Annotated in this window: 17 protein-coding genes and 1 pseudogene; 11 read left to right on the forward strand and 7 right to left on the reverse strand. The window is 64.4% G+C overall.

The window, feature by feature from the left end; translation table 11 throughout:
• Positions 1 to 14: 14 nt before the first annotated feature.
• The gene (locus CFB82_RS18920) at positions 15 to 1,634 is read left to right on the forward strand and encodes a methyl-accepting chemotaxis protein (protein WP_069252692.1); all 1,620 of its coding nucleotides are present in this window, start codon (positions 15 to 17) and stop codon (positions 1,632 to 1,634) included.
• Here CFB82_RS18920 and CFB82_RS18925 read toward each other — a convergent pair.
• A complete protein-coding gene (locus tag CFB82_RS18925; protein WP_089448606.1) occupies positions 1,607 to 2,716 on the reverse strand; it encodes an AGE family epimerase/isomerase in 1,110 nt (369 codons plus the stop codon). The genes CFB82_RS18920 and CFB82_RS18925 overlap by 28 nt on opposite strands.
• A 114-nt stretch (positions 2,717 to 2,830) precedes the next feature.
• On the opposite strand from CFB82_RS18925, the gene CFB82_RS18930 reads away from it, so the two are divergent.
• The 5 genes and pseudogenes from CFB82_RS18930 to CFB82_RS18950 all read left to right on the forward strand — a co-directional run bounded on the left by CFB82_RS18930 (position 2,831) and on the right by CFB82_RS18950 (position 7,562).
• On the forward strand, positions 2,831 to 3,529 hold the full coding sequence (locus CFB82_RS18930) for an MgtC/SapB family protein (RefSeq protein WP_089448605.1): 699 nt from the start codon (positions 2,831 to 2,833) through the stop codon (positions 3,527 to 3,529).
• A gap of 119 nt (positions 3,530 to 3,648) precedes the next feature.
• Positions 3,649 to 4,236, forward strand: coding sequence for a chloramphenicol phosphotransferase CPT family protein (locus tag CFB82_RS18935; RefSeq protein ID WP_089484816.1), 588 nt, complete (start codon positions 3,649 to 3,651; stop codon positions 4,234 to 4,236).
• A gap of 131 nt (positions 4,237 to 4,367) precedes the next feature.
• Positions 4,368 to 4,446, forward strand: a pseudogene (locus tag CFB82_RS44550) (hypothetical protein); the annotation flags it as partial.
• A gap of 51 nt (positions 4,447 to 4,497) precedes the next feature.
• A complete protein-coding gene (locus tag CFB82_RS44030; RefSeq protein ID WP_089484817.1) occupies positions 4,498 to 5,988 on the forward strand; it encodes a hypothetical protein in 1,491 nt (496 codons plus the stop codon).
• Between the two features lie 152 nt (positions 5,989 to 6,140).
• A complete protein-coding gene (locus CFB82_RS18950) occupies positions 6,141 to 7,562 on the forward strand; it encodes a WG repeat-containing protein (protein ID WP_143750932.1) in 1,422 nt (473 codons plus the stop codon).
• A gap of 238 nt (positions 7,563 to 7,800) precedes the next feature.
• On the opposite strand, the gene CFB82_RS18955 is transcribed toward CFB82_RS18950, so the two are convergent.
• From CFB82_RS18955 to CFB82_RS44555, 3 genes are all read right to left on the reverse strand, one after another.
• The gene (locus tag CFB82_RS18955) at positions 7,801 to 8,772 is read right to left on the reverse strand and encodes a hypothetical protein (RefSeq protein WP_089484820.1); all 972 of its coding nucleotides are present in this window, start codon (positions 8,770 to 8,772) and stop codon (positions 7,801 to 7,803) included.
• A 231-nt stretch (positions 8,773 to 9,003) separates the two neighbouring features.
• Positions 9,004 to 9,207 (reverse strand): hypothetical protein, encoded by a 204-nt coding sequence (locus CFB82_RS42260; RefSeq protein WP_143750933.1) that lies wholly within the window; start codon positions 9,205 to 9,207, stop codon positions 9,004 to 9,006.
• Positions 9,208 to 9,487: 280 nt separating this feature from the next.
• The gene (locus tag CFB82_RS44555) at positions 9,488 to 9,580 is read right to left on the reverse strand and encodes a hypothetical protein (protein WP_373558829.1); all 93 of its coding nucleotides are present in this window, start codon (positions 9,578 to 9,580) and stop codon (positions 9,488 to 9,490) included.
• A gap of 161 nt (positions 9,581 to 9,741) precedes the next feature.
• Between CFB82_RS44555 and CFB82_RS43270 the strand changes: the two genes are divergently transcribed.
• The 3 genes from CFB82_RS43270 to CFB82_RS18965 all read left to right on the forward strand — a co-directional run bounded on the left by CFB82_RS43270 (position 9,742) and on the right by CFB82_RS18965 (position 12,176).
• Positions 9,742 to 11,208: a flagellar hook-length control protein FliK gene (locus CFB82_RS43270; protein WP_089484821.1), complete on the forward strand. Its 1,467-nt coding sequence runs from the start codon at positions 9,742 to 9,744 to the stop codon at positions 11,206 to 11,208.
• A gap of 175 nt (positions 11,209 to 11,383) precedes the next feature.
• Positions 11,384 to 11,539 (forward strand): hypothetical protein, encoded by a 156-nt coding sequence (locus CFB82_RS43275; RefSeq protein ID WP_006481665.1) that lies wholly within the window; start codon positions 11,384 to 11,386, stop codon positions 11,537 to 11,539.
• Positions 11,540 to 11,696: 157 nt separating this feature from the next.
• Entirely contained in the window at positions 11,697 to 12,176 is a 480-nt protein-coding gene (locus tag CFB82_RS18965) for a GNAT family N-acetyltransferase (RefSeq protein ID WP_069252683.1), read from the forward strand.
• Positions 12,177 to 12,382: 206 nt separating this feature from the next.
• On the opposite strand, the gene CFB82_RS18970 is transcribed toward CFB82_RS18965, so the two are convergent.
• The 3 genes from CFB82_RS18970 to CFB82_RS18980 all read right to left on the reverse strand — a co-directional run bounded on the left by CFB82_RS18970 (position 12,383) and on the right by CFB82_RS18980 (position 16,259).
• Complete coding sequence (locus tag CFB82_RS18970) at positions 12,383 to 15,472, reverse strand: heavy metal translocating P-type ATPase (RefSeq protein ID WP_089484822.1); 3,090 nt, start codon at positions 15,470 to 15,472, stop codon at positions 12,383 to 12,385.
• Between the two features lie 215 nt (positions 15,473 to 15,687).
• Positions 15,688 to 16,011 carry a type II toxin-antitoxin system HicB family antitoxin gene (locus CFB82_RS18975; protein ID WP_069252682.1) on the reverse strand — a complete coding sequence of 108 codons (324 nt, stop codon included), beginning with the start codon at positions 16,009 to 16,011 and terminating at the stop codon, positions 15,688 to 15,690.
• Positions 16,008 to 16,259, reverse strand: a complete 252-nt coding sequence (locus CFB82_RS18980) for a toxin HicA (protein WP_089484823.1) — start codon at positions 16,257 to 16,259, stop codon at positions 16,008 to 16,010. The genes CFB82_RS18975 and CFB82_RS18980 overlap by 4 nt, the downstream gene beginning before the upstream one ends.
• A gap of 339 nt (positions 16,260 to 16,598) precedes the next feature.
• Between CFB82_RS18980 and CFB82_RS18985 the strand changes: the two genes are divergently transcribed.
• Both CFB82_RS18985 and CFB82_RS18990 read left to right on the forward strand, forming a co-directional pair.
• Positions 16,599 to 18,026, forward strand: coding sequence for a DUF1254 domain-containing protein (locus tag CFB82_RS18985; RefSeq protein ID WP_089484824.1), 1,428 nt, complete (start codon positions 16,599 to 16,601; stop codon positions 18,024 to 18,026).
• Positions 18,027 to 18,174: 148 nt separating this feature from the next.
• Positions 18,175 to 21,978, forward strand: a complete 3,804-nt coding sequence (locus CFB82_RS18990) for a DUF748 domain-containing protein (RefSeq protein WP_089484825.1) — start codon at positions 18,175 to 18,177, stop codon at positions 21,976 to 21,978.
• The last annotated feature ends 31 nt before the right edge of the window (positions 21,979 to 22,009 follow it).

Genomic DNA, 22,009 nt, shown 5'->3' on the forward strand with positions numbered 1-22,009 from the left:
CAGGAATCTCCCCCATGTTCGGAAAAATCAAGCTCGCGTCGGGTCTGCTCGGCGTGTTGACCGTGTTTTGCCTCTTCCTGTTCGCGATCGAGGCGCTCGGCTTCTGGGCGCTCAAGTCGACGCGCAGCGGCGTCGACGATCTGTCGAACATCGCGATCACGCAGGTCGAAGCGGCTAGCCAGGCGACCCAGCAGCTGCTCGACGCGCGCATCAACCTGTCGCGCGCCGGCACGCGGATGGTGCGCGGCGGCCCGAAGCCGGAAGACATCATCCGCCATGCCGGCGCGTCGCTCGCGGAGGCGGACAAGGCGTTCGCCGCGCTGACGGCCGCGCAGCCGGTCGACGATGCCAACCGCGCGCGCGTCGCGGCGCTTGCCGAGCGCTATCGCGCGCTGCGCGGCGCGCTGGGCGAACTCGTGCAGTTCCTCGACGCCGACAACATCCAGGCCTTCCTCGACCAGCCGACACAGAGCATCCAGGACGCCTATATCGCCGAGCTGCGCCGCTTCACCGACTATGGGGGCGCATCGAGCCGCACGGCGTTCGACACGATCGACGGCGGCATGCTCTGGTTCAAGTCGGTCGGCATCGTGCTGCTGGTGGCGATGCTCGTGGCGAGCGCGGCGATCTACGTGGCCGCGCGGCGCGCGGTCGTCGCGCCGCTGGAAGAAGCCGGCCGCCATTTCGAGCGGATCGCGCAAGGCCGGCTCGATGAAGTCGTGCGGGCAGGCGGCGTGTTCGAGATCGACCGGATGCTGCGCGGCCTCGCCACGATGCAGACGAGTATCGCGGGCACCGTGCGCACGGTGCGCCAGGCGTCCGACGCGATCCACCTCGGCGCGGGCGAGATCGCGGGCGGCAACGCCGACCTGTCGGCGCGCACCGGCACGCAGGCCGCGTCGCTTGAGGAAACGGCCGCGAGCATGGAGGAACTGACGGCGACCGTCCGGCAGAACACCGACAGCGCGCGTGCGGCGAGCGCGCTGGCCGACGCGGCGCTCGAGGCGACGAGCCACGGCGGCGGCGTGGTCGACAGCGTGATCGACCGGATGCGCGGCATCGCGCAGAGCTCGGGGCGGATCGCGGAGATCATCTCGGTGATCGACGGCATCGCGTTCCAGACCAACATCCTTGCGCTGAACGCGGCCGTGGAAGCCGCCCGCGCAGGCGAACAGGGGCGCGGCTTCGCGGTCGTCGCGGGTGAGGTGCGCTCGCTCGCGCAGCGCAGCGCGCAATCGGCGAAGGAGATCAAGGCGCTGATCGAGGATTCGGTCTCGCAGATCAACGGCGGCGCGGAGCTCGTCGAGCGCGCCGGCGATGCGATGCGGACGGTGTCGGCGTCGATCACGCGCGTCGTGCAGACGATGTCCGAGATCACGGCGGCGTCGGTCGAGCAGAGCGTCGGGATCGAGCAGGTGAACCAGGCCGTCACGCAGATGGATCAGCTCACGCAGCAGAACGCGGCGCTGGTGGAGGAGGTCGCGGCGGCGGCTGCGTCGCTGAACGACCAGACCGCGCACCTGATGCAGGCGGTGTCGGTGTTCGAACTGGGCGACGGCCGCGCCGCACGCGGCGAGCATGCGGCGCCGTCGTTCGACGACGCGGGTTACGCGCCGGCCGGCAGCGCCGCGTAAGCCGTCTCGAGGTGGTAGGGCGTCGTCGACGGCATGTCGGCGCGCGCCACCTGCCCGTCCGCCGTCTTGCACTCGAACCAGCCGCGCGGATGCAGGAAGCGCGCGGCGAAGCGTTCGATCTGCCGCGCGAGCGGCGCCGAGGCCGGCGTGCCGCCGTGCGTCGCGAGCGCGCGCAGGTACTCGGTCTGCGCCCAGATCCGCTGCGTGCCGTCGATGCACGCGCCTTGCGCGTCGAGCGCCGCGCAGACGCCGCCCGTCTGCGGATCGACGCCGTATTGCTCCGCGAACACAAACGCGCGCGCCAGCGCGCCGGGGAGCCCGGTCTGCGCGAGCCGCGCGCCGGCCGCGTCGACCAGATAGAACCACTCGAACTGATGGCCCGGCTCGAAACGGTTGTCGGCCGCGCCGAGCGGCAGCTCGGCCACGCAGCCGGTTGCCGCGTCGACGAACGTGCGCTCGACGGCCTGCGCGGTGTGCGCGAGCGCGTCGTCGAACGCCGTGTCGCCGAATGCAGCCGCCGCCGCGAGCCACGCTTCGGTCAGGTGCATCAGCGGATTCTGCAGCGCCCCGCTGCCGGACGACGAGAAATCGGCGTGGCGCGCCGCGTCGAGCAGCGCGTCGCCGCGGTGCGGCGCGAAACGGTCCTGAATCAGCGCGGCGGTCTCTTCGGCCGCCTGGCGCGCGGCGGCGTCGCCCGATGCCGCATACCACGCGGCGCACGCGAACACGATGAAGGCGTGCGTGTAGAGATCCTTGGTCGTGTCGAGCGGTGCGCCCTGCGCGTCCACGCTGTAGTGCCAGCCGCCGTGGCGCGGGTCGCGAAAGTGGCGGCCCAGCGCGTCGAACAGCGTGGCCGCGTGCGCGGTGTCGCCGGCCTGCGCGAACACGAACAATTGCCGTGCGCAGGCCATTGCGCGATAACGGGTCACGGGCAGCGGCGCGTGGGTGGCCGGATCGACGGCTTCGAACGGCAACTGTAATGTCTGGTCGAACCCTGAACCCCGCCAGATCGGCAAGACGACGTGCGCGAAATGGTGGCGCAGTTGGGCGGCCTGGGCGGAAGCGGAGTCGGAAACGGACATGACGGGGTTGAGCGCTAGGTTCGAAACGTGTCGGCGCGGCCCGGAGGATCGGCGCGGCCGGGGCCAAGGATAAAACATTCCGCACGGCCGGCACCAGAAAAGGAGATAAATCGCATGCTGAGCAACCTGGAACTCGTGATGCGGCTCGTCCTCGCGGCGGCGCTGGGCAGCGTCATCGGCTTCGAGCGCGAGCGTCTGTCGTGGGCGGCGGGCCTGCGTACGCACATGCTCGTCTGTGTCGGTTCGACGCTGATCATGATCGTGTCGGCGTTCGGGTTCGCCGACGTGCTCGGCAGCAGCGAGCACATCGTGCTCGATCCGTCGCGGATTGCCGCGCAGGTCGTGTCGGGCATCGGCTTCCTCGGCGCGGGGTCGATCCTGCTGCGCGGCGAGATCGTGCGGGGGCTGACGACGGCCGCGAGCCTGTGGTCGGTCGCCGCGATCGGCCTCGCGGTGGGCGGCGGGCTCTACGTCGCGTCGATTTCGGCGACGATCATCATCCTGATCATCCTGGCCGGCATCAAGCCGCTGGAGCGGCGCTACTTCACGGTGCGCCAGCGGCGCCAGCTCGCGCTGACGGTCGTGGGCGGCACGCTGAACTTCGATTCGCTGCATGCGGCGCTGGGCCCGGACAGTGCGCGGGTGAAGCAGTTCATCGTGCAGCGCGCCGACGACACGGGCGAGCACGACGAGGTGCGCATCGCGCTTGCGCGGGTATCGGAACTCGAATACCGGGCGATCTGCGACAAGCTGCGCGCGCTGAAGGGCGTCACGCGTTTCGAAGAGGGCAACGGGTTGTCAGGCGACGAATAGGCGGAATCGGCGACGGGGCATGCGACAATGGCCGACCGCCGATTCCGTTCGACATCGAGTGTCAGTTCGACGACGATCGAGCTGCCTCCTTCATTGGCAGACCACCGACGGGTACCTCGATGCCGATCACGGAAATACCGCATCTGCGATACGGGACCATTATTGTGCTCAACGGTCCGAGCAGTGCCGGCAAAAGTACGCTCGGCAGATATTTGTGCGAGCAATTGATTGAGCATCATTTGCACATCGAGCTGGATGTGTTCCGAAGCATGGAGCCCGCAAACTACTGGGAAGTCGAGCAACCTGTGGCACAGGTTCGGGTGGCCGCCCTATGCAGAGCAATCAATGCCACTGCCGCCACTTTTTCCAGGCACGGTCAGCCGGTGATCGTTGATCATGTCCTTTCATCCGATGCCTGGTACTACATGCTCGAAGACTTGGTCGGTTTCCCGGTCTTTATCGTAGGTGTCTTTTGCTCGCTCGACATTTTGATCGAGCGCGAGCTTGCCCGTGGTAAACGCACGATCGGATTGGCCAAGTCGCAATTCGACTCGATTCATGCTAACCGGCACTACGATTACATCGTGGACACGTCATTGTCAGACGCACTTGATTGCGGCAATTCCATACTGGCATGGTTGAAAAGTCGACCCAACCCTACTGCATTCTCGAAGATGCATCAGAAATTCTTCGGTGACGAAAAATAATCAAATGCCGACTGGTTTCGGACATTCGGTAAAGAGCGTCACGTCGATGACAATCGGCGCGTTGCCAGCGCTCCGGTAGACTCCGAAGCTTGCCTAACTTCGTCGCGATAGCATAGACACTCGGCTTTTCATCAAGTGTTTGCACGCGCCGTATCGCCGTGTCGTTTTCTCTGTTCGGGATCATCGCCTTTGTCTCCCGAACGGCAAAGTGCCTCAAAAGTCTGTTGGTTGTTCCGTGCCGAGAAATGGAATTCGGAAAAAATGAAATCGAAAAACAAGTATTTCTTGCTGCTTGCAGGGGCCGGGTTTGCGGTGCTGGCTGGGGTGATCACAGTGATCGACCAGCGGCAGTTGCGCTCGCTGGGGGAGACACTTTCCGCGCCAGAGCAGATATTCAAGATTGATGGCAGCGTTCCCTTTGGAATCACTGACATCAAATGGGTCAATGATCATGGCGTAAGCCTCTTGACCGGTAAGCTCTTGGACGGCAGAAAAGAAGACGACACGACTTCACTACCGGGTAGGGTGCTGGACCTGCAGGTTCCGTCCCGGGCTGAGCACTTGCGTGAGCAACAAAAACGGATGGCGGCAGCATCAGCCTCGACCATGATCGTCGCCGGCCATCAAGAGCTGGCAGCACAGACTCTGCTCAACTTCCTGTCTCGCCAAGAGACGCGGCAATTCATTGCTCGAATGGAGGATGGAGGCAAGATCAATATTTTGGCGACCATTCAGGCTCCGATCGAGAGTGATTCCGATCCGCATCTGATGACAGCGCCCGGAGGCAAGTGGCTCGCGTTTGACTCCGATGAACGCGAGGAGAATAACGCCCGGATTGGCCCGTACAAGATCGCATTCGTCAGCCTTGATGGGGGGAGCACATGGAAATTCGATCCGAAGACAAAAGTGTCTCGTTGGACTGAGTTTCAAGGCCGGCTCTCGGATAACAATGCGTTCACTCTGGATAAAGGGGCCACCGAACGCTCCGATAAAGAAAAAATCTGGGTGACGCGAGATCATGGCCAATCGTGGCAGAGCATTGACTTGCGCAAGGCGGTCTGGTCGGATCGGCAGGAGCGTGAGAACGAGGTACTCGATGCGAGTTGGACCGTTCTGCCTGGTCCTGCTGGAAATGCGCTAGGCTGGTCATCGCTGACTTCGATTGTGATCGACGACGAGGGGAATGAGAAAAGCCAAAAATTCCTGGAATCCCGTCGCTTCGAACTGGACTTCAGCGGCAAGCAGGTTGTAGTCCGCAATGTCTCCGCCGCACCTGATTGGGGTAAGCGCAGCCTGTCCAACTTTGAGATCGTCAGCAATGCGTCCGGGGAGGCACTGTTGTCGTACAACGGAGGTTTGTACGCCCTCGATCCGATGACCAAGCAGTGGGCCAAAATTGCCATTCCAGGGATTCATGGAGTTTCCAGCAATGTTTACCACGATGGCGTATGGCTGGGAAATGGTATCTGGATCATCAAGGCCAGTGGCCAGACAATATGGAATGTTGTGGCCTGTTATATGCCACCTTATTTTGGAAACACACGCAATTGCGGTATGTCGTCGGCGCAAGCCTATTTTTACAGCAGGGATCAAGGGAAAAATTGGATTCCGTTTGTCTTGCCAATGTCATCGGGCGAGGAATCCTACTCAACCGAGATTCTCGGATGGGATGATCAACGTCGAGGTATGGTGGTTGCCCGAAAAGATTCAGGTAGGCTGGGTGATAATGTCGCAATTTATCGGTTGCCGTAGAGTCGCGCGCTTGACGTAAACGGAGTGTCTCGATAAAAATCCGAGGGATCTTCGGGTAGTCGCTCTAAGAAGGCTGCAGATGAATTTACCCGGGGTTGGTGGGGGCGTGTCGTTTTGAGGTTGTTTTCTGAAAAATAATTAGGGGGCATTCTTTGGGAAATCGTTCATTTCTGTATATTCAAGCCGGTTCGGGCGAAGAAGCCAAAACAATTGAGGTTGCCGACGCGAACAATAACTTTCCGACCTTGTGGCGAATCTTGTTGGCCTCAAGTGCCGCAGGTGAGGCTATTAGAGATCAGCGCGTGTTTGGTGATGCCAATTCTGATAATCTCGTCAGTGATGCACGGGCCGCGCTGGATCGTTTGCGGACCTTGTTGAGTTATCTTGAGCGTAATCCTGTCGCGAAGCCTGCTGGCAACGTGTTTACGCGCATTATTGCCAAACCACCTCATCTCAGTGACGAAGAAAGCCAGCTTGTTCGTCAGCTTGATGCTGCAATCCATTATTTGCAGAATGAGGTGGACGATCTGGCCGAGTATGGCGTGCCTAATTTTTCGGCAAACCTGGATGAGTTGTTTGCACTGGAAGGTTTCTCGGATTTTGACGAAGAGCTTGCATCGGATGATGAATATTCCGGGCGATACTTTGCAGACGCTTCTGACGAATTTATCAGAAGGGAGGCTGGGAAATGCAATGCCTTATGGGGGCAGTTGCAGGTTAGTATGTCTAAAAGAGACACGGTTGGCGTGAGAGAACTTCTACTGGAGGCGGAAGTTACTCGCGTTGATTGCTCGGTGCCGGTAACTTGGGATTATTGGGCCTGGACATTCGGCGTGAGTGGTTTCGATCATGCTTATTTCAAGCGTGCCTATGGGGAGGCTCCGAGGACGGTAACCTTTAAAGATTTCATGGCAACATCGGGTGGTAAGTTGGGCCATCAATTGGCTTATGGCTTGTACAGCTTTCATTCGAAGGGGCGCTGGGGCGTTCAATATGCCGACGAGAAAAATTGGCGTATCGTTCAAGAGGCGACATGGGACGGCATGTGGCAAGAGAGAGGGGACGCTACTTATTTCTTGTGCTGGGTGAAGCGTAATGGAAAATATGGTCTGATTCGCCCTGAAGAAACGGGCGTTATCACCATTTGTGAGCCCGCTTTCGATGATTTTTGGTACTTTGAAGGTCGAACTGCTTTCGTACAAGTTGGCGATAAAATCGGCCTGATTGGTGTGGATGGTGTTTGGTTGCTTGAGCCTTGCCTCGATGAGTGCAGTGACTATGAGGAAGGGTATGCGTGGGCGGCCGTGGGCAAGGGCTACGGCTTTCTGGGTGAGGATGGTCAATGGTCGGTGCCCCCGAAATATGAAGAGATAGGCGATATTTGCTGGGGCGTTTCCGCCGCGATGCGCTCGGGAGAGCAGTGGGGGCTGATGGAGCTTGCAAGCGGTCAGTGGTTATCGGCACCGCAGTGGCATTCGCTGGAATGGTCTGAGGAGCGGACTGCATTCCTCGTTGGGCCTGACAAGACGATTGCGATGGATGCGAGAGGCCAGCTCTTGAGTGATTCGGATTGATGTCCGGAGAAGGAGCGATGGGTGCTTGCTCAGTTGCGATGCTGTTCATAACGAAGACAGAGCGCTGTTCACGCCACGACGCCGGAGGCGAGTCGCTTGCAATGGGTCTTCAGCGTCGCTTCGCTGACCGGCGCGATGCAACGCAGGCACCCTGTTTGCTGTCCGCTCGTTATTACCGGGCTAGCATCCACGAGCGCTCTTGTCCAAGTTAACGCAAAGGATCCTGGCGTCTTGTTTCCTATGGCAGGTCAACGAGCAAGCGCCGCAAGCGGCCCAGATTGTCCGTCAGATTAAGTCCTTTGATTAACGCGCCTGTCCCGAAATTTCGCTCCTTGTTCAAGCGATCAAAGTCGCCCCAGAACACACTGTGCTCTGGGGTTTTTAAAAGCGCAAAATGTGCTTCCGGCAATACGTAGTGCGCAAGGTTATACAAGCCATGCACGAAGGCGCCGAAATACTTCAAAAATTCATGGAATTCAACCAGCCATGTCATTTTTCTGTATTCGTTGGCAATGCATTGCAGGTAATGGGACGCCTCGTCCACTTGCCCGTTAAGCAAGGCCATCAAGTAGCGGACGACAAGTACGTTGCCCTTGGGACTCCCTTTCCGACCCACATAGGTCTCCGCGAGTGCTAGTGATTTTTCCACAGCGGTTTGCCTTGGGTTGTCGTATACCATCACTGCAACGAGGTTGCTTCCGACTCGGAAGAAAGGGAAACAGTCTCGCTCTGCCAACCCAAGTTCTCTCGGAATGTATTGCTTCACCAAGCCGATGTCGCAATCGGCCATAGCGTACATGAGTTCGCGGAAATGATAGCCGTGACTACCGGTGGGGGTGTGTAGGCGATTTCCAAACTTCAGTCGGTTCCACGTGTGCAAAGCATCCTTGAGCAAGCTCATATCGGCCTCATGGAATGCACGATAGATGCCGATCGATAGAAGATAATCGACGTCGATGGGAAAGCCGTGGGTGGCGCAGGTGTCATCGAAAAACGATCGAGCCTGTTCTTTCCCGAGAATTTGGAGCTGTCCATTGGCAGCATAGGCCCGTTCAAAGTCGCTCTGTTTCCTTTCTTCGGGAAAATCTTGATGCACCTGCTGGATTTCTCTTAACCGAGCTTCAAACGCTGGCACTGTACTTGGCCAGACATCTCCCTCACGATGCTCGACCCAAAGTGCTTCAAGTTTTCTTTTGTCCTTGGTATCCATGAAATTCGATATTCTCGTTATATTAAAAATGGAATTGATTCTTACGGTCAACTACCAGGATATCAACACTTTGCGGCATCGGTGTTTTGATCGATGACTTGCTGGGGAAGGAAAGCTGGTATCCCGGAATCAGGAGCGCGGCTAGCGCGGCCAGCGTTGCCAGAAGACACGAAACGCTGTGGCGTATGCGAACCGTCATCGTATGGGCGCTCCCTCGTCCGCGTGATTCGTTCAGCCGGCGTAGACGTGCTGCGCCCACGCTTCCATCAGCGGCCGTCGCTGTTCCAGTAGGTCGGTCCGATGATAAGCGGCCTCGACCTGATCACAAGGGGAAGGAAAGACCAGAGTTTCATGTGGTTGATGGTGTTTTGGCATTTTGATCAGCGTTAGCGCTTTCTCGGGCAGCGGGATGCGATGCGGTTCCTTGGCCTTCATGCGTGCGGCCGGAATGTTTCAAACACACTCAACCAGATCGAGTTCGTTCCACGTCGCGCCTCGTACCTCACCGCCGCGGGCTGCGGTAAGTATCGGGAATAGCAAGGCAGCACGCGTGCTGTCGCCAGGCGCGTGCTTTGCCAAGTGACTCTCGACGAATTGCGGCACATGGCTCCACGGCATTGCGGGCGGGTGTGTCGTCTTGGTCGACTGTTCGGGAAGAATGTGACCGCCATGACGGGATTCGCAACGATGTGGCCGTGTGCCCAAGCCCACTGCATCACTGCTGCATGCGTTGACGAGTGCGGCTGGCTGTAGCAGTCTTCGTCAGCCAGATGGGGCGCAGGATGTCTGCACAGTCACCGGGGCTAATCGCATCGAGCTTACGGTGACCGAGCTTGGGAAAGACATGGGAATCGCTGGATAGGGCCGGATGGTGTTAGAGTAAATTGGATGGTTTTGTGTTGCAAGCTATTGAATTTATTGATGAAAATTGGACTTTGATGGATGTTCCCGGACTTTAATTTGGCAGACATGACCGAATCCGTTTCCTCGCCTCGCCCCCGCTCCCGTTCCAATCGTTCGTCGGCCCGTTCGCGCCCGCGTTCCGCTGCTGCCGCGGGCAGTACGTCCGCGAGGGCGACGGTGCGGTCCGGCAGTACGCCGGCCGGCGACGCGTCGCGGGACGAACGGACGCTCGACCTGTTCGGCGATCCGGTGCTCGAGCCGGGTGAGCGCGTGCCGGCCGCGGCGCGTGACGACGCGGTTGCGCAAGCCGAGGCGGCAGTCGATGTCGCGGACGATGTGGCGTCCGGGCGGCAGGCTGCGCTGGACGGGTTCAGTGCGCCGGAGGGGGTGGCCGCGGCAGGACATGTGGAAGCGGCAGAAGGTGCGATTACGCGTGAAGTCGCGACGGTGACGCATGGCGTTTCGTCGCCCGAAGGTGATGGTGACGCAAACGTCGACGTCGTGCCGGCTTCTGGCGCGGCTGCGATGAAGGCAGTCGATATTCCCCTGGTCGATGGCGTTGCAACGAAAGCCGCCGATATGCCTGCGGGCGATGGCGCCGCAACGGTGGCGACCAAGCTGCAAGCAGCCGATGGTGCTGCGGCGAAGGCGACCGGATCTCAAGCGGCTGAGGGTGAAGTCGAGAAGGCTGTTGTTGTGGCTGCCGCCGCCGTTAAATCCCGCGAAGGGCGGTCCTCCGGTGACGCCGTGAAGGAACGCCGTGCGTCGTCGGGCGGCAAACGCCGGACGGCTGCCGGCGCAAGCGACGCGACAACGGAGCAATCCGCGCGGGTCGTGACGAGCGTCGACACGGCGCCGGAAGTGACCGCTGGGAGCGCGGCGGCGGACGCGGTGTCGACGGTCGAGCCGCAGACGTCGGCGCAGCCGGCCAAGCCGGTGATTGCCGCGAACCCGGCGAACCCGGCGAACACGGCGAACACGGCGAACACGGCGAACACGGCGAACACGGCGAACACGGCGAACACGGCCAACACCGCGAAGGCCCATGACACCGCGCCGCGGGCCGACGCCACCGTATCCCCCGTCACCCAGCCGCAGGCTTCTACTGCCTCCTTTGTCACGAAGCCGTCGGCGGAGCGCACGCAACCGGCCGCGCCGGCCTTCGATCCGGATACGCACCTGCGCCCGCTGACCGACCGGCTGGCCGCACTGCAGGCCGATGTGGACGGCCTGACGCGTACGGCCGATCGCGAGATGCGCCGCGTCAACCGCCTGCTGCTGGCGTTGGCCGTCGTCGTGCTGGCCGGGCTCGTCGCGCTGGTGATGCAGACGCGGCAGATCGCGCACCTGAAGCAGGACGTCGCCGCGAAGCAGCAGCGGATCGATCGCCTCGCGGCCGATCTGTCGACGCAGCAGGCAACGCTGATGACGCTCGAGGAGCATCACGAGGCGCTTCTGTCGCAGGTCGACCGGCTTCAGCGCAACGCGAATCGCGAAGCGGCCGTCGCGAAGCGTGCTCGCCGTACGCGTTAATCGTTTCGACCCTATCCTGGGAGCCAGACGGCGCAAGGATCGCCGTTATGTATCGGCGATCGGCCGTCGCGCGCATGCGGCAAACGGATGCTGTGCGCTGGCAGAGTTCAGGGAAAACCCTTAGAATGGAGTCCATCTAAGGGAAAACCCTAGCCACATCTGTCAGGAGTCTCACATGAGCTTCATCCTCGCCCTGCTGCAAAAGATCGACGACCTTTTCGTGTCCCCGCACCTGCCGCTCGACGCCGAATACTCGTACGCTGCGCGTCGTGCCGAAGCCGAGCGCGTGCGCCGTGCGCACCTCGTGCCGATCGTCCTGTACCGTCGCTGATTCGCTGATTCGCTGATTCGCTGATTCGCTGATTCGCTGATTCGCTGTCAGCGCGGCGCCCGCCGCACCTGCCTGTCCGCTTTCCGCTGCTGCATCGCGCGCCGGCGCGACCGTCCCGCTACACTGGAAGTCCGATTCCGTACACGGTGACCGGGCCATGTTGCAGATGCGGCCGATGACGGCCAGCGAATTCCACGCGTACCGCACGCGAGCCATCGACGGCTACGCGAGCGATCTCGTTTCATCCGGACAAAATGCTGTCGAAGACGCGGCCAGCCGGGCGCGCGCCTGTTTCGACACGCTGCTGCCGGACGGCCTGCGTACCTCCGGCCAGACCCTCGTCGTGCTCATCGACGGCGCCAGCGGCGACGCGGTGGGCGACCTCTGGTACGCGATCGTGCCTGAAGGGCCGAACCGCACGCTGTTCATCTACGACCTCGACATCGCCCCGTCCCGGCGCCGCCAGGGCTGGGCCACGCGTGCGCTCGAGGCGCTCGATGCCGAGGCGCGTCGGTACGGCGTCACCGAGATCGGGCTGTCGGTGTTCAATCACAACGCGGCGGCCCGTGCGCTGTATCGTGCGTGCGGCTTCGTGCCGATCACGACGACTTTGATCAAGCCAGTCATTTCGGATTGAAGCCATCGGCCGGTGCCGCGTCGTCGTGCGCTAGCGATTCGACTCGTCGCGATCGGCCAATGCCGGCCGACCTCACGATCCTTCCTGCTCGCCAAGCGCCGAACGGCCATCCGGCCGTTCGGCACACATCACCGCCACACATCACCGCCACACATCACCGCCACACATCACCGCCACACGTCACCGGCACACATCACCGCCACACATCACCGCGCGCGCCCCTTCCATCTCCGCAACAGCAACGCGTTGGTCACGACGCTGACGCTCGAAAACGCCATCGCCGCGCCCGCGATCACCGGGTTCAGCCAGCCGAGCGCCGCGAGCGGCACGCCGACCAGGTTGTAGACGAACGCCCAGAACAGGTTCTGCTGGATCTTCCGGTACGTGCGTCGGGAGATGTCGATCGCGTCGGCGACGAGCGCCGGGTCGCCGCGCATCAGCGTGATGCCGGCCGTGTGCATCGCGACGTCGGTGCCGGTCGCCATCGCGATGCCGACGTCGGCTGCCGCGAGCGCGGGCGCATCGTTGATCCCGTCGCCGACCATCGCGACGATCCCGCCGTGCGTGCGCTTCAGCTCGGCGACGACGCGCGCCTTGTCGTCGGGCAGCACCTGCGCATGCACCTCGCCAATCCCGAGCGACGCCGCGACGGCCGCCGCGCTGCCGCGGTTGTCGCCCGTCACGAGTACGCTCGCGACGCCGCGCGCCGACAGCGCCGCGATCGCGTCGCGGGCGCTCGGCTTCACGGTGTCGCCGAAAGCGATCAGCGCGAGCAACGCGCGCGGCGCATCGGCGCGCATCAGCCACGAGATCGTGTTGCCCGCGCGCTCGAGCTCCGCTGCGCGTGCGTCGAGCGCGGGCGCCACCGTGATGCCGAGCTCGTCGCGCCAGCGCGTGCTGCCGAGCGCGAGCAACTGTCCGCCGACACGTGCTTCCACGCCGCGTCCGGCCACCGCACGCGCATCGGCGGCGACGGGCGACGACACCGCACCGCCGCGTGCGGCGATGTCGGCATCGTGCGCGGCGACCACGGCGCGCGCGAGCGGATGGTCGCTCTGGCGCTGCACCGCCGCCGCGAGCGCGAGCGCTTCGTCATGCGGCACGCCGACCGCTTCGAACGCGGTCACGGACGGCCTGCCTTCGGTCAGCGTACCGGTCTTGTCGAACGCGATCACGGTCGTGCGCTGCGCGAGTTCGAGCGCCTGCGCATCCTTGATGAGCACGCCGTGCCGGGCCGCGACGCCCGTGCCGGCCATGATCGCGGCGGGCGTCGCGAGGCCGAGCGCGCACGGGCACGCGATGACGAGTACCGCGACCGCGTTGAGGATCGCGGTTTCCGTGCCGGCGCCGGCGATCAGCCAGCCGACCAGCGTCAGCAAGGCGATGCCGAGGATCGCCGGCACGAATACCTCGCTCACGCGATCGACGAGCCGCTGGATCGGCGCCTTCTCGGCCTGCGCGGATTCGACGAGGCGGATGATGCGTGCGAGCGTCGTCTCCGCGCCGATCGCGGTGGTTTCGACGACGAGCGCGCCTTCGCCGTTGATCGAGCCGGCCGTGACGGGGTCGCCGTCGTCCTTCGGCACGGGCAGGCTTTCGCCGGTGATCAGCGATTCGTCGATGTGCGAGCGGCCCGACACGATCCGGCCGTCGACGGGCACGCGCTCGCCGGGACGGATGCTGACGCGGGTGCCGACGCGTACCTGCGCCAGCGGCACGTCGCGCTCGACCCCGTGCTCGATGATGCGCGCGCGGTCCGGACGCAGCGCGTTCAGCGCGCGGATCGCGTCGGTGGTCTGGCGCTTCGCGCGCGACTCGAGCCACTTGCCGAAGCGCACCAGCGTGACGATGACGGCCGACGCCTCGAAATACAGGTGGCCGGGATGCAGGGGGGCGCGAAGCAGCATCCACAGGCTCAGCCCGTACGCGGCCGACGTGCCGAGCGCGACGAGCAGGTCCATGTTGCCGGTGCGCGCCTTCACCGCATGCCAGGCCGCACGATAGAAGCGCGCGCCGTAGCCGAACTGGACGATCGATGCGAGCATGAGCTGGAGCCAGCCGGGCAGCATCAGGTCGATGCCGAATGGCGCGACGAGCATCGGTGCGACAAGGGGCGCGCTCAGCACGGCGGACCAGATCACGAGATCGCGTTCGCGAATCGCTTCGAGGCGCTTGCGGGCGTCGGGGTCTTGTGCGGGGCTGGTCGGTTGCGCGTCGGTGCCGGTCGTTGCACCGGCTGATGACGCGGCGGTGAGCGACGCGCGGTAGCCGGCTGTGGTGACGGCCGCGATCAGCGTGGCGGCATCGAGCGCACCGGCGCCGTGCACCGACGCACGCTCGGTCGCGAGGTTGACGGAAGCGCGCGCGACGCCCGGCACGGCGGCCAGCGCCTTTTCGACACGCGACACGCAGGATGCGCAAGTCATCCCGTCGATGTCGAGTTCGAGATCGGCGGGGGCGGTGGAGGCTGCCGGCGGGATCGCGGCGCCGGCCACCGGCGTCGCGCCATAGCCGGCTTGTTTCACGGCTTCGGCGAGCCGGGTGGCGGTCACGTCGGGCGTGGCGTCGACGGTAGCCCGTTCAGTCGCGAGGTTGACCGATGCACGCGTGACGCCCGGCACCTTCACCAGCGCCTTTTCGACGCGCGACACGCAGGACGCGCACGTCATCCCGTCGATGTCGAGTTCGATGCTGGCAGGCGCGGCAGGCGACGAAGGTGCGAACGCGGCGACGCCGACATCCGTTACCGTCGGCGTCGCGCCGTAGCCGGCCTGCTTCACGGTGTCCACGAGTTGCGCGGCGGAAACGTTCGCCGCGGCATCGACGGTGGCGCGCTCGGTCGCGAGGTTGACCGACGCACGCGTGACGCCCGGCACCTTCGCCAGCGCCTTTTCGACGCGCGACACGCACGATGCGCAGGTCATCCCGTCGATATCGAGTTCGATGATGGTGCTGTCGGCCGGAAGCGGGTGGCGGGTAGTGGAAGCGGCTGCGGCCATCGGCGTGGGCGATGCTTCGGCAGGATGGGCATGCGGCGTCGTGGCGTCTTCGAGCAGCGGGCCGCGCACGGCGGCGAGGTAGCCGGCTGCGCCGACCGCTTCCAGGAGTTGTGCGGTTTCTACCGTTTCCTGCGCAGTCACGGTCGCCGTGTGCGTGTCGAGGTCAACAGCTGCCTCGACGACGCCCGGTACCGCGGCCAGCGCCCGTTGCACGCGGCCGGTACAGCCGCCGCAATGCATGCCGTCGATGCTCAGCTCGATCGTATGCAGCGCTGCGGAGGCAAGTGATTCAGTCATGTCGGATTCCCTGAATGCGCGGCTCATGCCGCGAATGATCCCAGTATCAACATTCCCATGATGGTAAGGTCAAGCGGTGCGCGATGCATGCGAGGCAAGGCGGGCGGATCGGCTCAAGGCCATTCCTGTTCACAGGGTGCCACGGCCCGGAAAAAGCGAACGCCCGGCTTCCGCGAGGAAAGCCGGGCGTCACGTGATTGCACGCAATCGCGTGGTTACGCGCAGAGCTTGGCGCTCGCGAGACGGTTCAGACTGACGCCTTGTTCGGCGGCCTGGATCACCAGCGCGCGGTGGGCCTGCGGCGGGATGCGGACCTTGAATTCACCGCTGTAGGTTCGGTCGGCGATCGGTTCGGGCACTTTTTCGCCGTTCGCGGTCATGTCGCGCACGACATCGGCGACGAGCCGGCGGATGCCGGCCAGCGCGCCTTCCGGCGTCGCGTCGAGCCACGAAAGAAACGGGAACTCCGCGCACAGGCCGACGTGCTCCCCGTCCTCCGGGGACCACGTTACGCGGTACGTAAAGTGGTCTTGAGTCATGATTTCTGTTCCTTCAGTCGGTCGATCGCGTCGAGAACCTGCCGCACCCGATAGGCCTTGGCTTTCCCGCGATCGTTCTGGATATTCACTCGAGGATCGCCTTGCCACGGTGTCTTGAAAATGGCGTGGCTTGAACCGGATTGGCGGGCCTGGCCGAAGTGTGTCTCGCAGACCTTGAACAGATCGCTGAATCGCACATTCGTGGGCTCGCGCCTCATTTGCTCGAGGATCTTCCAATCGCTTGCCATGCTGAATGGTGTCAATAGTGACACCACTTGTCAATCCAGATGGCAACTCGATCGCCGCTGGGACCGATCCGAAGCCGGCCGAAACCGCCTCGATGCCGCCCCAATTGTCCTCAAGATCCGGCGAAATATTTGGGACCTGCTCGGTCCGCGAATACGCGGCACCCGCTAATCGGCATATTGGGGGATGCCCTGAGGCGCTATGATACCGGCCTGACATCAGCGCCCACCGTTATGAACCGTAGCGAGACGGTTGTCCGGGCAGGCTGGGGTGCCTTGCTTTCGCCATTCGCAAGTCGAACAAGGCGTTGACTGAAAAGAACGATATTCGGCCAGTAATCGATGATTGAAAACCAGCAGGAATCAGTTTCTCTGCGGCGCGCGTGCGCGTCGCTCGCCATCGCGGCGTTGCTAGCGGGGTGCGCGTCGCCACCGGACGCCATCCAGCGGAAGACCGGCTGGATGCGCGCGGAAGTCGCCGACTCCTACGTCTACGCGTATCCGCTCGTGCTGATGGACGTCGCGAAGGAAGCGGCGACGGGCGGCGACGGCGCGCAACCGGGGCAGGCGCCCCTCAACACGCTGCGCCATGCGCAGGCGCTGCCGCCCGTCGGCGCGGTCAATCCGCCGCTGCCGGGCGTCGACACGCTCGACTCGACCGGCTGGCTCGACGTCGCGACCGAACCCGTGATCGTCACGTTGCCCGACACGCGCGGCCGCTACTGGGATGCGCGCGCACTCGACATGTGGACGAACGTGCTGTGGTCGTCGTCGAGCGTGGCCGCACGCGGCGGCGCGCGATCGCAAACGATTGCCTTCGCCGCGAAGGACTGGCAGGGCACGCTGCCGAAGGGCGCGGTCCGGATCGACGTGCCGTCGGCCAATGCGTGGTTCGAAGTCCGGCTGCAGACGAGCGGCGGGCGCGACCTCACGAACGTAAAGAAACTGCAGCGCGCGATCCGCGTGGTGCCGCTGTCCGTCTACACGGGCGCGGCGCGCGGCGCGTCGGTCGCGGTGCATGCGGGCAGCGCGCCGTCCGAAGCGGTGGGCGGCGGCACGCCGGCCGAGCAGGTGGCCGCACTCGATCCGAAGGCGTTCTTCACGCGCTTCGCGCAGGCGCTGCAGGACAACCCGGCGCCGGCCGACGATGCGCACGCACAGGAACTGCTCGGCGACATCGGCGTGTCGGCCGGCTACCCGGTGCTGTGGACGGGCGACCGCCTCACGGCCGCGACGGCCGGCGTCGCCGAGGCACGCGCGCGGCTCTCGACCCCGCCGTCGAACCTGCTGAACGCGAACGGCTGGAGCTGGATCGGCGATACGGCCGGCAAGTACGGTCAGGACTACACGCTGCGCGCGTACGCGGCCTACACGCAGTTCGGCACCGCGACACGCGACGACGAAACGCTCGCGGTCGTCCGCGTCGACAGCGACGGCCATCCGCTGAACGGCGCGAATCGCTACGTGCTGCATTTCGCGCCGGGCGCGCTGCCGCCGGTGCGCGCATTCTGGACGCTCACACCCTATTCGACGAACGGCGCGTTGCCCGACGTCGGGTCGGCGCGCCGCTCGCTCGGCGATCGCGACCGCCTGCGCCGCAACCACGACGGCTCGATCGACATCGTCGTGTCGGCGTCGCCGGGCGGCACGCATGCGGCCAACTGGCTGCCGGCGCCGCGCGCCGATTTCGCACTCGCATTGCGCCTGTATGCGCCGAAGCCGCAGGCGAGCGACGGCTCGTGGATGCCGCCCGTCGTCGTCCGGAAATGAACGGATGTCCGGCGGCGCTGTCCGACCGGCGGGCGCGACGGCGCCCGAACCCCGTCCCGTCACCTCCTGAGCCTATACTTTCGGGATAGCGTGCGCGGCCGCCCGGTTGTCCGGCGCGGCCCAGCATTCCATCCCGAGGCATTCAAGCATGGCAAGCGCAGACAAAGAAACCGTACCCTCGACCCTCCATGCCCTCGGTGGCGTTGCACGCTCGCGCCGGGCCCGGCGCATCGGCATCGGCCTGCTGATCTTCATCGTTTTATTCGGACTGCTCGGGTTCTTCGCGGCGCCGCCGCTGATCCGCCATATCGCCGAACAGCAGTTGAGCAAGCAGCTCGACCGGCCCGCCACGATCCAGCGCATCGCGCTGAACCCCTACACGCTGAACCTCGAAGCCGACGGCATCCATCTCGGCGACAAAGGCGGCCAGGGCGACTTCATCGACATCGCGAAGCTCGTCGTGCGGCCGTCGTGGTCGTCGCTGTTCCGCGGCGCGCCGATCGTCAATGAAGTCCGCCTCGACTCGCCGCGTTTTCATATCGTCCGCTACGACGCGCAGCGCTTCAACTTCACCGACCTGATCGAGAAGTTCTCGACGCCGTCGCCGAAACCCGAAAGCAAGCCGACGCAGTTCTCGGTGTCGAACATCCAGGTCAACAACGGCCGGATCGATTTCGACGACCGTCTGCTGAACGAAAAGCACGTCGTCGACAACTGGACGCTCGGCATTCCGTACATCGCGACGCTCGCCTCGAAGACCGACATCTTCGTCGAGCCGAAGCTGCGCGCGCGCTTCGACGGCAGCCCGATCGCGATCGACGGCAAGACCAAGCCGTTCGCGCAGTCGCGCGAATCGGAGATCGCGCTGAAATTCGACGGCCTCGACGTGCCGAAGCTGATCTCGTACGTGCCGGCGAAGCTGCCGGTGGCCGTGACGAGCGGCCTGCTGAGCAGCGACCTCGCGGTCAATTTCGTGATGAGCGGCGAGACGCCCGCGCTGCGCGTGTCGGGCACCGTCGACCTGAAGGACGCGAAGGTGACCGACCACGCGTCCGCGCCGCTGTTCGCCGCGCGCGGCGTGCACGTCGCGGCGGCCAGCCTCGAGCCGCTGCGCAACGCAATGCACTTCGACGAGATCCGGATCGACCAGCCGGTGGTCGACCTGTCGCGCGACAAGCAGGGCGTGCTGAACGTCGAGAAGCTCGCCGCGCATCCGGCCGCCGCATCGAAGGCCGCCGAAGGCAAGCCGGCGGCGTCGGGCGCAGCCGCCGCTTCCGCCGCTTCCGCAGCCACCGCCAGCGGCGCGAAGGTCGAAGCCGCAACGAAGGAAGCGCCGCCGCTCGACCTGACGATCCGCCATTTCGCGATCGACGGCGGCACGGTCAACGTCGACGACCGCGTGCCGGCGACACCGACCGCGCTGTCGCTCACGAAGCTCGCCGCGACGCTCGACGGCTTCACGATGCAGGGCAAGACGCCCGCGAAATACACGCTGTCGACGTCGCTGTCGCGCGGCGGCGACATGACGGCCGAAGGCGCATTCAATCTCGCGGAGAAGCGGGTCGAGAGCAAGCTGACGGTCGCCGCGCTCGCGCTGCCGGCGCTGCAGCCGTATCTCGGCGAGGCGACGCGTGCACGCGTGCTCGACGGCACGCTCGGTGCGACCTTCAACGCGAAGGCCGACTGGGGCAAGACACCGCTCGCCGCGCAGGTTGCCGACAGCACGGTCAGCCTGAAGTCGCTGAAGATCGCGACGCCCGACGCGAAGGCGCCCGCGATCGTGCTGCCCGACGCGAGCGCGAAGATCGCGAAGGTCGACGTGGCCACGCGCATCGCGGAAATCGCAAGCGTCGACGTCAGCGGGCTCGCGCTCGACGTGCAGCGCCTGAAGGACGGCAAGATCGACCTCGCGGCGCTGGCCGAACCCGCGCAGGCGTCGGTGCCGAAGCGCACGGTCGCGCGCAAGGCCGAGGCCGCCGCGCCGTCGTGGCATTACCGGATCGACGCGCTGAACGTGAAGGATTCCACCGCGAACTTCACCGACCTGTCGACGCCGCGCCCGGTGAAGCTGGCGATCAAGCCGCTGGACCTGTCGGTGCAGAAGATCAGCGACGACATGACCAAGCCGCTGCCCGTGCAACTGAAGGCGACGCTGAACCGCAAGGGTTCGCTGAACGTGACGGGCGACGTGACCGCGCAGCCGCTGAAGCTCGGCCTGAAGATCAACGGCAACCGTCTCGACGCGGCGGCGTTCGAACCGTACTTCGGCAGCGCGCTGAACGCGACGATCGCCAGTGCGCTGCTCAACGCGCAGGGCAACCTGACGTTCGCACAGGTGAAGGACGCGCCGCGCGCGACCTATCGCGGCGACGTCGCGCTCGTCGACGTGCGGATGCTCGACAAGGCGACCTCCGACCCGTTCGCAGGCTGGCGCTCGCTCGCGCTGACGAACCTGAAGGCGAACTACGACGAGAAGGGCACCGACGTCGATGCCGCACGCGTGACGTTTTCGAACTTCTACGGCCGCGTGCTGCTCGACGCGCAGGGGCGTTTGAACCTGAAGGACGTGGTTGCGAAGGAAACGGGCCCCGCGCAGTCGCTCACGCGTGACGCGAGCAAGGGCGAGCCGGTGCCGCTGTCGCCGGGCATGACGCCGCCGGCCGCGGCCCAGGCCGCGTCGGCCGCGGCCGCGCAGCAGGCGTCCGTGCCGGCCGCCGCCTCGGCGACGGTCGTCGTGAAGGCCGCGCCGCCGCCGCAGAACCCGGTGCGCATGCATTTCGGCGAGTTGCTGCTGCAGAATGGCCGCGTGACGTACACCGACAACTTCATCAAGCCGAACTACACGGCGAACCTGGTCGCGATCAAGGGCACGGTCGGCGCGTTCGGCACGGATTCGACGACGTCCGCGCCGGTCGACGTCGCCGCGAATCTCGCGGGCAACGGGCCGATCTCGATCAAGGGTTCGGTGAACCCGCTGATCGAGAAGCCGGCGCTCGACCTCACCGCGACCGCGCACGACATCGAGCTGACCAACCTGACGCCGTACTCGGCGAAGTACGCGGGCTACCCGATCACGAAGGGCAAGCTCAACGTCGACCTGCACTACGAGCTCGCGAACGACCAGCTGAAGGCGAACAACCACATCTTCATCGACCAGCTCACGTTCGGCGACCATGTGGAGAACGACACGGCGACCAGGCTGCCGGTGAAGCTCGCGATCTCGCTGCTGAAGAACACGCGCGGCCAGATCGACGTGAACCTGCCGGTGTCCGGCTCGCTGTCGAATCCGGAGTTCAGTGTCGGCGGGCTGATCTGGCGCGCGGTGCTGAACCTGATCGCGAAGGCCGTCACGTCGCCGTTCTCGCTGCTCGCGCATGCGTTCGGCGGCGGCGGCGAGGATCTCGGCTACGTCGAATTCGCGCCGGGCTCGTACCAGCTCGACGACGCGCAGCAGAAGAAGCTCGACACCGTCGTGAAGATGCTGACCGAGAAGCCGTCGATCCGCCTCGACCTGATCGGCCGCGTCGATCCGGCGAAGGACACGTCGGGGCTGGGTGACGCGTACGTCGATCGGCTCGTGCGCCAGCAGAAGCTGAAGGACGTGGTCGGGCAGGGCGAGAGCATCGACCCGATGTCGGTGAAGGTCGAGCCGGCCGAGTACAGCAAGTACCTGACGCGCGCGTACAAGGCCGCCGACTTCAAGAAGCCGCGCAACGTGATCGGCCTGCAGAAGACGCTGCCCGACGCCGACATGAAGAAGGCGCTCGCCGAACATGCGCCGGCCGACGATAACGCGCTGCGAGCGCTCGCGCAGCAGCGCGCGCAGGCCGTGCGCCAATACCTCGACGGGAAGATCGATTCGAGCCGCGTGTTCGTCGTCGCGCCGAAGCTCGACGCGAAGGGCATCGAGGACAAGGGCGCGACCACCCGCGTCGACTTCGGCCTGCAGTAAGCAGGCCATCCGCCGCCGCGTCCGTTCATCC

It is taken from the genome of Burkholderia sp. HI2714 (genome assembly GCF_002223085.1).
GTDB lineage: Bacteria > Pseudomonadota > Gammaproteobacteria > Burkholderiales > Burkholderiaceae > Burkholderia > Burkholderia lata_D.